Annotated in this window: 9 protein-coding genes and 1 tRNA gene; 8 read left to right on the top strand and 2 right to left on the bottom strand. The window is 42.3% G+C overall.

Going from position 1 to position 10,897, the window contains the following annotated elements; genetic code table 11:
• Nucleotides 1-16: 16 nt before the first annotated feature.
• Entirely contained in the window at nucleotides 17-1,510 is a 1,494-nt protein-coding gene (locus tag BLP52_RS09680) for a dihydropteroate synthase-like protein (protein ID WP_091710280.1), read from the bottom strand.
• A 108-nt stretch (nucleotides 1,511-1,618) separates the two neighbouring features.
• Complete coding sequence (gene ftsZ, locus BLP52_RS09675; protein WP_091710390.1) at nucleotides 1,619-2,815, bottom strand: cell division protein FtsZ; 1,197 nt, start codon at nucleotides 2,813-2,815, stop codon at nucleotides 1,619-1,621.
• A gap of 489 nt (nucleotides 2,816-3,304) precedes the next feature.
• Here ftsZ and BLP52_RS09670 point away from each other — a divergent pair, with 489 nt between their 5' ends.
• The 8 genes from BLP52_RS09670 (at nucleotide 3,305) to BLP52_RS09635 (ending at nucleotide 10,893) form a co-directional block, all read left to right on the top strand.
• The gene (locus BLP52_RS09670) at nucleotides 3,305-5,044 is read left to right on the top strand and encodes a site-2 protease family protein (RefSeq protein WP_091710279.1); all 1,740 of its coding nucleotides are present in this window, start codon (nucleotides 3,305-3,307) and stop codon (nucleotides 5,042-5,044) included.
• A gap of 47 nt (nucleotides 5,045-5,091) precedes the next feature.
• Nucleotides 5,092-6,105, top strand: coding sequence for a potassium channel family protein (locus BLP52_RS09665; RefSeq protein ID WP_091710278.1), 1,014 nt, complete (start codon nucleotides 5,092-5,094; stop codon nucleotides 6,103-6,105).
• A 5-nt stretch (nucleotides 6,106-6,110) separates the two neighbouring features.
• Nucleotides 6,111-6,812 (top strand): potassium channel family protein, encoded by a 702-nt coding sequence (locus tag BLP52_RS09660; protein WP_091710277.1) that lies wholly within the window; start codon nucleotides 6,111-6,113, stop codon nucleotides 6,810-6,812.
• An 18-nt stretch (nucleotides 6,813-6,830) separates the two neighbouring features.
• Nucleotides 6,831-7,580: a sulfite exporter TauE/SafE family protein gene (locus BLP52_RS09655; RefSeq protein WP_091710276.1), complete on the top strand. Its 750-nt coding sequence runs from the start codon at nucleotides 6,831-6,833 to the stop codon at nucleotides 7,578-7,580.
• A gap of 59 nt (nucleotides 7,581-7,639) precedes the next feature.
• Nucleotides 7,640-7,736 (top strand) — tRNA-Arg (locus tag BLP52_RS09650).
• A 243-nt stretch (nucleotides 7,737-7,979) separates the two neighbouring features.
• Complete coding sequence (locus tag BLP52_RS09645) at nucleotides 7,980-9,065, top strand: iron ABC transporter substrate-binding protein (RefSeq protein ID WP_091710275.1); 1,086 nt, start codon at nucleotides 7,980-7,982, stop codon at nucleotides 9,063-9,065.
• Between the two features lie 89 nt (nucleotides 9,066-9,154).
• Entirely contained in the window at nucleotides 9,155-10,279 is a 1,125-nt protein-coding gene (locus tag BLP52_RS09640; RefSeq protein WP_091710274.1) for an iron ABC transporter substrate-binding protein, read from the top strand.
• Nucleotides 10,276-10,893 (top strand): class I SAM-dependent methyltransferase, encoded by a 618-nt coding sequence (locus BLP52_RS09635; RefSeq protein ID WP_202905766.1) that lies wholly within the window; start codon nucleotides 10,276-10,278, stop codon nucleotides 10,891-10,893. Before BLP52_RS09640 ends, BLP52_RS09635 begins: the two co-directional genes overlap by 4 nt.
• Nucleotides 10,894-10,897 lie beyond the last annotated feature (4 nt).

Raw genomic sequence — 10,897 nt, 5'->3', positions numbered from 1 at the left:
CTATCTTTGAACTTATCTAGAAATCATCATCCTGAGCATAACTTCTCCCCAGCTTCAGGGCGAGTTCTGCTTTTTTAAGTTCCTGTCCCAGATAAGCAGCATGTTCTATTCTTGAGACCAGTTCCATTTTTAGAATCGTGTCCATGACTTCCCTGGCAGTTTTTCCAACAATGGATACACTGTCATGTTCTGCAAGTATGTTTCCGTCTTTCATTCCAAACTTATCAGGGATTATGCTTATCCTGATACTGCCTTTGGGATCAACAGTCCACATCTTGCTTTTCTCGGCATTGAAAAAGGAACTCGGCATTATAGAATCTGTGCGCCTTCTTTTCTCTTTGATCTCTATCAGGTCAATTCCAAGGTCCTTTGGTGAACTTTCGCGCTCTTTTGCCAGCATCATCATCTGAGATGCTCTTTTGAGCTCACTTATGGAACCCTGAGTCTTGTTACTGTATTCCGGTGTGAAAAGAATGCTTGCTCCCACATCTGCACCGATTCCACAAAGTGTAGCATTAACACCTGTAGAGTCAACGTCTATGAGTTCGGTGACATTACCAATCCCATAGAAAACAGGAATTTCAGGGTTCTTTTCATGGAATTCCATGTACCTTACAATAGAACCGGCAATTCCATGACCTATCGGGTCAAGAACAGGATCAGCAATTAGTTTCTTAATACCGGCTTTGCGGGCAAGTTCAATGTTCTTCATGAGACTGTCATAACCTTCGCCCTGATCAGGTATCACAACAGCAGGAATATCATGGGCGGCAATTTCAGAAGCAATCTCTGCAATATTGCTACCATCCAAACTAAGCACCATGTCAATACCGCAATTGAGGGCTTCCCTGATAAGTACAGGATCAAGGGTATCAATACTCATAGGAAGGTTGGTGGTTTTGCGGGCAATGCTGATAGCTCGCTTTACATCATCAGGAATTGCATGCAGGGATGCACCAAGATCTATCATGTCAGTGCCTTTCATTTCAAAACTGCGGATTCTAAGTTCAAGTGCTTCAGGGTCAAGTCCCGTAGCATCTACAACCTCAGAAAGCACCTTCATACGGGAATCGCCGCCAATTTTCATTTTCTTCAATTGAAGCGGACAAGTGGCAGCAGCTTCGAGTTCTTCAATCTTTTCAATAGCCATGGCACGTCTTACGTCTGCAAGAAGCTCACAGGCAGGAACATCTTTTGAGAATTCCATGGTTTCTGCAAATGGAAGTACAAAGCTGAGATCATAGGCATGCTTTGGACCAAGCCATATTTTGCATCCTAATTCCTGTTCTGCCTTTTCAAAATTGCCGGAAACAAGGCCTGGAATGAATATTAAGTCATAATCAAAATCTGAATCAAAAACGCAGATCTGTTCTTTGATCGCAGCAAGCAGTTTACGAGGGGTAATGAATGCGGCAACCTGAGTGTCAGCAACAACAACATCGGCATGGTCACCAATTGCATTCCTTACAGTCTGTTCAGCAAGTCTGCCCGTAGCTATCAGTATTTTCATGAATGGAAATAGTAGTGAAAGTAAAAAAGAATATCTGCCAATTTCTAAAATCTATTTCGGAAAATTGGCAGATCCGGCTTAATGCCGGACTGATACTAATTAAATCAATCAGTGAATAATGTCAATGATAGATCCGCCGTTGCCCCTGGACTGAATTGGTTCAACAACGGAACGGCTGACCTTGTTCACAGATGTGCTTGCACGTCTGTATGCACGTGGTGCCTCTTCTCTGCTTGAAACAGCTGCTGGCTCGTATGACATACTGCTCTGTGGCTGTCCAAGGATCTGTGCTGACTGGACGCCGGTCATAATAGCCATTACACGTACCCTGCCCTCATACTCTGGAGTGATACGTGCTCCCCAGATGACATTTGCACTGGATGAAAGCTCGTATGTGAGTGAAGCAGCGATCTCTTCAGCCTCTTTTAGACTGAGATCAGGACCACCGGTGATGTGTACAAGACTGCCTGTTGCGCCTCTGTAATCCACATCAAGAAGTGGGTGGTTAAGTGCTGCGCGAACTACATCGTCACTCTTATCCTGGTTCTTGCTCTCACCAACAAGCATTACTGCAACGCCGCCACATCCCATGATAGCTCTGATGTCAGCGTAGTCGATGTTGATAAGTGAAGGCTGTGTGATAGTTTCTGTGATTCCCTTTACAGTCTCGGAAATAATCTGGTCCATTACTGAGAATGCCTGGTCGATCGGAAGGTTTGGTACGTACTCAAGGAGTCTGTTGTTATCAAGTACGATAACAGTGTCTGCAGCGCGGCGGAACTCTTCAAGTCCTTCCTCTGCCTTGACTGCTCTTGCCCTTTCAACTCTGAAAGGACTTGAGACCATACCTACGACAATTGCGCCCTGTTCCTTTGCGATCTCAGCTACTACAGGAGCGACACCAGTACCGGTTCCTCCTCCCATACCTGCTGTAACGAAAACAAGGTCTGCATTCTTGAAGATCTCTTCAAGTGTGCCGCGGGCAAGTTCTGCTGCCTTTGCACCAACTTCCGGGTATCCTCCTGCACCAAGACCGCGGGTAAGTGTCTTGCCCACGAGAATCTTCTTGTCTGCACGAATGAGGTCAAGGTGTTGCTTGTCAGTGTTGATAGCTACTGTTTCAGCACCTTCAATACCCATATTATAAAGTCTGTTGATAGTGTTATTACCTGCACCACCGCATCCGACTATCATGATCCTTGGCTGACCAAGAATATCGAACTGGTCGTCGTTAATTGCGATTGACTGGCGGTACGCTTTCTCTTTCTCTGTGTGTTTTAACGCTTCCTGAACTATTGACTGCACTTTCATCCCCTCACGGATTTAGTAACATTACGGTATAGTGTTCTGGTTTTTAGTTGTTGCTCGATTTTACTGTAACCATTCATCAACGTTTATCAACGTTTTGTAATTCTGTAATTGCTATATTTCCTTTATTGTTTTTATACTTATCCTTTTATGCAAGTTTGAAACATCCTACAAAAAAAGACCCCGGAAAGCTGGCAAACATTAAATATTACATTTGAGAAAGAAACTATATAAATTTAACCTGCTTAGTTTTTATATTTATGTACTGTATAAAAATAGTAAGACCAGTAATATCAGAATATTTTTGCCTAATTTTTGCCCAATCAATTATATATCATTCTTATCATTTAATATGACAAAGATATATACCTCGTAAAGAGAATTAAGAAACAAATCTAATTTATCTTAAAAATAATCTTGATGATTATTTTTGAAAATAGCTAATTATCGACTTCAACCGAAAATACCAAACGCCGGAGAGTTTTTTTGGACGGAATATACATTGCAGCTGCAATTTTTTTGCTTTACTGGATCGTTGTAATAGCACTTGACAGAAAAGGAATACTTGAAAAATACAACATCAGTGCCTATGGCCCTGTTCTGATGATCAGGACAACAAAAGGACTGAAATTACTTGACAAGCTGGCCATACCTAAAAAGGCATGGAGAGTCTATGCAGATATTGGCATCAGACTTATGTTCATAGGAATGATAGCAATGTTCCTTTTTGTTATCCTTTCTGACCTTGCCATGCTGGCATCGTATGAGGCAAACACAATGCCGGAGCCAAGCAAATTCAACGAGGCAAGGAATATATTCCTGATACCAGGTGTCAATGAGTTCATACCTCTTGTATGGGGTACCATTGCACTACTTGTCACACTTGTTGTCCATGAATTCTCACACGCAATACTATGCAGAGTGGAAGATATCAGGGTCAAATCAATGGGCATACTGCTTGCTGTTGTTCCTATAGGTGGCTTTGCAGAACCTGATGAGGAAGAACTCTTCGGAAAACAGGAAGAAGAAGAGCTAAATGATGAGAACGACCCTTATGGAGACAGGCGCCTTGGAATAGTAATAGACAACAAGGCCGAAGAAAAGAAAGTTGTCAAAGACGATGAAAAAGTAGCTACCCGTAAACAGAGAGCAAGAATACTTGCAGCAGGTGTCATGGCAAACTTCGTGGTAGCTTTTCTGGCCTTTGCACTACTTTTTGGACCGGTGCTCGGTTCACTGACACCTCTTGGAGATACTATGGTTGTGGACATTTCCCCGGATAGCCCTGCATATTCAGCAGGCATCCGGGAAAACATGGTAATAACACAACTTGATGACACAAAGATCAACAATGTAAATGAAATGCTTGATTATCTCGACGGACTTGAAACCGGCACAAGTGTAACTGTCTATGCGGCCACGGATCGCGTGGTGTCAAGTTATGACCTTCAAATTGGGAATACAAATATTGACCCTAAAGGCATCCTTATACAGAGCATAGTTGAGGGCACACCTGCAGAAGCAGCAGGAATGGAAGCTGGTACACATATCCTCTACATTGATGGAAAACCGATTTACACCTATACCGATTTTAACGAAATACTCAGTAAAAGCACTCCCGGGCAGGAAATATCAGCTGTGGTTGAAAACGATAAAGGAGAAACAACTGAATACAAGGTCACTCTTGCAGAGCATCCTGATTATGAAGGAAGAGGGTTCCTTGGAGTTACAACAGCCTCTGGAGGAAATGTAGTAACATCACTTGGTTTTTCCGTTGGTGAATATCCGGCAGCAGAATACCTTGAACTATTAAAGGGCATTCCTGGCATGCTTGGAAGTCTGGCAGGATGGTACCTCATACTTATACTGCCAATAAGTGGATTTACAGGAAATGGATTCCCGGGTTTCAGTGAAACACTTTCCCAATTCTACATGCCTGTGGGATGGGCCGAACCTTTCGGAATAGGAGTTTTCTGGCTTGCAAACACTCTCCTGTGGGTAGGCTGGCTTAATTTCTATGTGGGTCTGTTCAACTGTCTTCCGGCAGTACCTCTTGATGGAGGACACGTTTTCAGGGATTCTATGAATTCCTTAATTTACAAGGTAACAGGAAATGAAGAAAAAGCAGAAAATGTGTCAGCAATGATATCGGCTACATTTGCAATGATGATATTATTCTCATTCATTTTCATGGTGATCGGACCGTACCTTGTACATGGGTTCTGAGACTGGATGAGAATAAGAATCTAAAATGTATAAAACAGGGGAACTACATGAAAAGAAGACACCTTTGGCATAAAACGCTTCTAAAATCAGTACTGGGAGCACTTGCCATAATAATGGTGTACATGATTATTTTTGTGGAGATTATGATACACGAGGGTCAGACACAGTATGTCAATATCTATGATGCCATTTACTGGGTGGTGACCACCCTGACAACAGTGGGATACGGGGACATAACAATGACATCCCCTATAGGGAAGATGTATGCTGTCTTTGTCCAGCTGACAGGAATCCCACTGGTATTTGGCATACTTTTCACTCTTGTGATAATTCCCTGGATGGAAAAAAAGATCCAGTCCAATATTCCTTCCAAAGCACCGAAAAAGCTTACAGATCACATTATTATTTGTGGATATAACAGGCTTATTGAAACACTTATCGAGGAGCTAAAGGAGAACAACATCCCGTATATCCTTGTTGAAGAAGAAGCTGAACTTGTAATGGAACTGCTAAAAAGGAATATCCATGCAATTTACGGACTTGTAAGTGAGGAAGAAACCCTTAAGAATGCAAACATAAAAGAAGCCCGTTTCCTGATAGCAAACAGAAGCGATGAGATGAATGCAAACATCGTGCTGACAGCACGCAATATCAGTGAAGTGAATATCATTGCTATGGTTGAGGACAGGGCTAACAAGAAATACCTGAAATATGCAGGAGCAACAAGTGTTGTTTCACCAAAGGAACTATTCGGCAGGTTCATCGGAAGAAAGGCTGCTGATCCATTCGTCAACAGGCTCACCGGTGCAACGGAATTCTTTGAAGGGGTCAGCATTGTGGAATTACCCATCTATCCTAAAAGCCCGTTGATGGGTAAAACCATGAAGAATGCAGCCATAAGGGAAAAGACAGGTGCAAACGTTGTAGGAATGTGGAAGGGTGGAAGCCTGACGTTTGTAATCAAGCCTGAAGATATCATCAAAGACAATTCGGTGCTCCTTGCAATAGGTTCCAATGAACAGCTATCGAAACTTAAGAAACTAACACAATCCGCGGAGTGAATAATATGGAAAACTCAGGACACAAAGATCATATTGTAGTTCTCGGATGTGGAGACGTTGGCAGAAGGGTTGTGGAAACATTAACTTATGCTGATATCAAATTCGTGGTCGTAGATTCACAGGTTCATTCTTTTGAGAGTGCGGATTATGATTATGTTGTGGGGAATGCAACTGAAGAAGACATACTTATTCAGGCAGGAGTACCACAGGCATCAACCATCATAGTTACCCTGAATGACGATACCCATGTGATGTTCGCAACACTCATATCAAGAGGACTTAACCCCGATTCAACTATAATTGCAAGGGCAAATTCGTACAAGTCCATAGACAAGATATACAAGGCAGGTGCAAATTATGTTGCAGCCCTGCCAATAGTTGCCGGGCAAATGCTTGCAAAAATGACCTCAAGATGCATTGATATCTCATGCAAGAAAATGGACGAGGATATCATGCTCTATGAAGGTGTGGATATTGAAAAACATACAATTACTCATTCTGACGACCTTGCAAACAAGACTGTAGCTGATATAAGTCTCAGGCACAAAGTTGGATGTACCATTTTAGGAATAGAAAGAGAAGGACAGATCATCACAGACATACTTCCATCCACAAAGATATTGAAAGGAGATATCATTGCAGTAGTAGGCGGAAAAGAAGAGATATCCCGTTTCAAGGAAAAGTATGTAAAGAACAAAATAATTTGATCTTACGGACTGCCACCAATGGAAATACTGCTTATTGCTCTTGTTGTTTTTTGTGCATCTGCTTTTTTTTCAATGATAGGACTTGGCGGAGCTATATTCTATGTACCATTTTTTTACTGGCTTACCGGAGATTTCATCTTTTCTGTTACTACCGCTCTGTTTTTGAACTTCACCACTTCAGGATCGGCAGCTATTACATATGTCAGGAAGCACATGGTGGATTTCAAAACAGCTATACCTTTTGTATTTGCATCCACAATAGGAGCACAAATAGGCGCATTCTTCACAAAAATAGCACCCGTTGATCTCCTTTTGTTTATGCTTTCCCTACTGATGTTATTTGTAGGTGAAGAGATGATATTTTCAAAAGTGCAGATACTGTACAAAAGAAAACAGGTCAAAGGAAAGGTCAAATACTTGCTGGTAGTCATCTGCGGACTCCTTATAGGAATGATATCAGGCATGGTTGGTATAGGAGGAGGATCATTGATCGTTCCTCTGTTACTTATAATCGGATTCGATATGAAAAAAGCCGCAGCAAGCTCAGGGTTTATGGTTTTCTTTACGTCCATATCCGCATTTATTGCCCATGTTCCTTCCTGGAACCCGGATATTAGTTTGATCATCTCCATAATCATTGCCGCATTTTCCGGAGCACAACTGGGATCCCATCTCATGCATAGCAGGGTCAGAGCGGAAACACTTCAGAAAATGTTTGGAATCGTGCTTTGGCTGATGGCAGCTAAAATGTTATCAGGACTTTTATGAAAATGATATGTATAATAGAAACCTTTAATACCGCCCGTAGCAATGAGTAGTTGCTTTGCGGGCCTGTAGGGTAGCCAGGATATCCTGATGGGCTTCGATGTGACCACAATGGTACGAAGATACCCATCGACTCGTGTTCGAATCGCGGCAGGCCCGTTCTTTAATTTATTATTTATCAAATTCGTTGTTTTATTTGATGTTGATACCTGAGTTGACACTATTACTTTTTTAGCACTCGGCAGGTGTAATCGTTAAAAGTTACCACTTTTTTGAATGAATTGAAAGCCTACATTGGAAATATAATATTTAGCTCATAAGCCATTCAACGTATATCTTTTTATACCATTATGTTTCTCAGAACATAACGATAAAAACAATTAATGTTTTACAGGTGTTGTCATGAACGTAAAAAATGGTACATTACTCCTCATTTTTATGGTTCTGCTGGCTGTTACTGCATGTGGTTGCATGGAACAGACCGGAGCAGAACAGGTACAGTATACTACAAATAATACGGTGGAAATCACGGATATGCTTGGCAGGGAACTGACAGTACCCGAAGATATCACATCGGTTTACGCTACATCCCCTCCTTCTACAATCCTTGTTTACATGCTTGCACCTGAAAAAGTAGCAGGCTGGAATTTTCTTAACACTTTTAATCACACATTGATGAATGACGAATACCTCAATTTGCCAGTTCTTGGCGGGTGGTTCGGCACACAGACAGGGAATTACGAGACAATCATCAACATTCATCCTGATATCGTAATAGAAGGATACACAACCGACGGCCAGATAAATGAAGCAATCGAACGCAGGCAGGAATCATTCGGAAATATTCCGGTTGTAGCCGTTGATGATTCGATTATTTTTGTAGAAGACTCCGACCCTACAATTGAGTATGTAGGAAAACTCCTTGATTGTGAAGAACAGGCTACTGACTTCATAAACTTCAGAGCCGGGGTCCTTGATGAAATTGAAAGCAAGGTATCCGATATTCCAGACGATGAAAAGGTAAGAGTCTACTATGCAGAAGGACCAAAAGGACTTGCTACAGACCCTTCGGGATCACAGCATTCACAGGTAATCGATATATGTGGCGGTATAAATGTTGCTAACTGTTCCCTTACCCCTGGAAATGGAATGACACCAGTATCCATTGAACAGGTAATCGAATGGAATCCGGAAGTAATCCTCACATCCAATGCCCAGTTCTACAATACAGTTTACTCCGATCCACTCTGGGAGAACATCGACGCTGTACAGAACAAGCGTGTCTACCTGTCACCACTAAATCCATTCTGCTGGATAGACAGGCCACAGGGACCACATCTCATTATCGGAACCGCATGGACAGCCACAGTATTGTATCCAGATCTTTTCGAAGATATGGATATGGAACAGACTACACGTGATTTCTATTCACAGTTCCTGCATTATAATCTCACAGACGAGGAACTGAAATCACTGCTGAATCCTTAACCGGATTCAAAAATAATGATAAGCACAGGTATTCGCACAAACCTTCCTACCTGTGCTTTATTTAAAATAAAACAAAAGGTAGTGAAAAAATGGATAAGAAATTCTATCCAGGTATTTCCTTAGGTATTTTTTTATTAATTCTAATTTTAGCAACTGCAATCAGCGGTTGCACTGACCAGACACAGCAATCCATAGTCCAGCAAGAAGAAACGGTAGAGACAGTCGAAATAACCGATATGTTGGGCAGGAACCTGACAGTGCCTTCTGAAATAGATAGTGTTGTAACTGCAACTGGCCCTTATTCCATACTTGTTTACATGCTTGCACCTGAAAAACTTGCAGGCTGGAACACATTTACTCCTATAGACCACATGCTTATGGACGAGCGGTATACATCTCTTCCTGTAGTTGGTTCATGGGGAAATGCCCAGACAGCAAACTATGAAACTGTCATTGGTCTTGATCCTGAAATTGTTATTGAAGGATACACCGTAAGCAAAAACGGACAGATAAGTGAACAGGTTACTGAAAGACAGGAGAAATTCGGAAGCATTCCTGTGGTTGCCATCAATGGTTCTATTATTGCCATAGCAGATGGAGATGACACTATAGAATATCTGGGTCAACTGCTTGATTGTGAAGAGCAGGCTACTGACTTCATAAACTTCAGGTCATCTGTCCTCAATGACATACAAGATAAAGTAGGCGACATACCGGATGATGAAAAGGTACGTGTTTATTATGCAGAGGGTTCCACCGGTCTTAAAACAGATCCTTCCGGTTCATTGCATTCTGAAGCAATCACTATATGTGGTGGTATTAATGTCGCAGACTGTCAGGTCACACCAGGAATGGGAATGACACCTGTGTCTATTGAACAGGTAGCAGAATGGGACCCAGAGGTCATACTGACAACAGATTCCGAGTTCTACAACTCCGTTTATTCCGATCCATTATGGGCAAACATTGATGCCGTGCAGAGCAAGCGTGTATATCTTGCACCACAGAACCCGTTCTGCTGGATAGACAGACCATACGGTGTGCACCGCGTGATAGGAGCTGCATGGACAGCCAATGTACTCTATCCGGAACTGTTCTCAGACACTGAACTTGAAGAACTGACAACCAAGTTCTATTCGGAATTCTTCCATTATGACCTCAGTGATGAAGAAATGGATAATCTGTTGCATCCTGAAACGGAGGCATCAGCATGAGTATGGATGAAAAATCCGGGAACTTTCCGGATATTGCAGAGAATGTCTTTGCACCGATCTATCCTGTGATAGCAGCCGACATTGCTGCTTCCAGTGGTATAAAAGAAGGTATATGCCTTGACCTTGGATGTGGAATCGCATCCCTTGGCATTGCTTTTGCAGAGCAGACGGAACTTATGGTCTATGCTGTAGACATCTCAGAGAAAATGCATGAGCTGTCAATTGAAAAAGCAGCCAGACACGGTGTTTCTGACAGGCTGGAACCTCTGCTTGCAGATGTACATAAACTTCCTTTTGATGATGATTTTGCAAACCTCATTGTAAGCCGCGGCTCTGTGTTTTTCTGGGATGATCTTCCTGTTGCTTTCAGTGAGATTGCCAGGGTACTTGCCCCTGGAGGTGAAGCCTGGATAGGTGGTGGTTTTGGTACCGCTGAGCTTCGCCAGCAGATAGCAAAGACAATGGAAGAACGTGATCCGCAGTGGCGGGAAGGTTCTAAAAAAAGGCTCAGTCCAGAGAACAAACAGGCAATGAAAAATGCCTGTGTCAGCACAGGACTGCTATTCAGAGTTGTGGATGATGATGCAGGCTTCTGGGTGGTTATGAACAAGTAAGGAA

This window comes from Methanolobus vulcani (assembly GCF_900100715.1).
In the GTDB taxonomy this organism is placed as follows: Archaea; Halobacteriota; Methanosarcinia; order Methanosarcinales; family Methanosarcinaceae; genus Methanolobus; species Methanolobus vulcani.
The sequence above is the reverse complement of the archived record's forward strand: the minus strand, read 5'-3'. Positions and strand labels throughout refer to the sequence as shown.

Bases quoted from the DNA above. Each gene is read 5' to 3' on its own strand.
- BLP52_RS09680 (WP_091710280.1), bottom strand. From the start codon at position 1,510: ATGAAAATACTGATAGCTACGGGCAGACTTGCTGAACAGACTGTAAGG.
- BLP52_RS09660 (WP_091710277.1), top strand. From the start codon at position 6,111: ATGGAAAACTCAGGACACAAAGATCATATTGTAGTTCTCGGATGTGGA.
- BLP52_RS09640 (WP_091710274.1), top strand. From the start codon at position 9,155: ATGGATAAGAAATTCTATCCAGGTATTTCCTTAGGTATTTTTTTATTA.
- BLP52_RS09635 (WP_202905766.1), top strand. From the start codon at position 10,276: ATGAGTATGGATGAAAAATCCGGGAACTTTCCGGATATTGCAGAGAAT.
- BLP52_RS09645 (WP_091710275.1), top strand. From the start codon at position 7,980: ATGAACGTAAAAAATGGTACATTACTCCTCATTTTTATGGTTCTGCTG.
- BLP52_RS09665 (WP_091710278.1), top strand. From the start codon at position 5,092: ATGAAAAGAAGACACCTTTGGCATAAAACGCTTCTAAAATCAGTACTG.
- BLP52_RS09655 (WP_091710276.1), top strand. From the start codon at position 6,831: ATGGAAATACTGCTTATTGCTCTTGTTGTTTTTTGTGCATCTGCTTTT.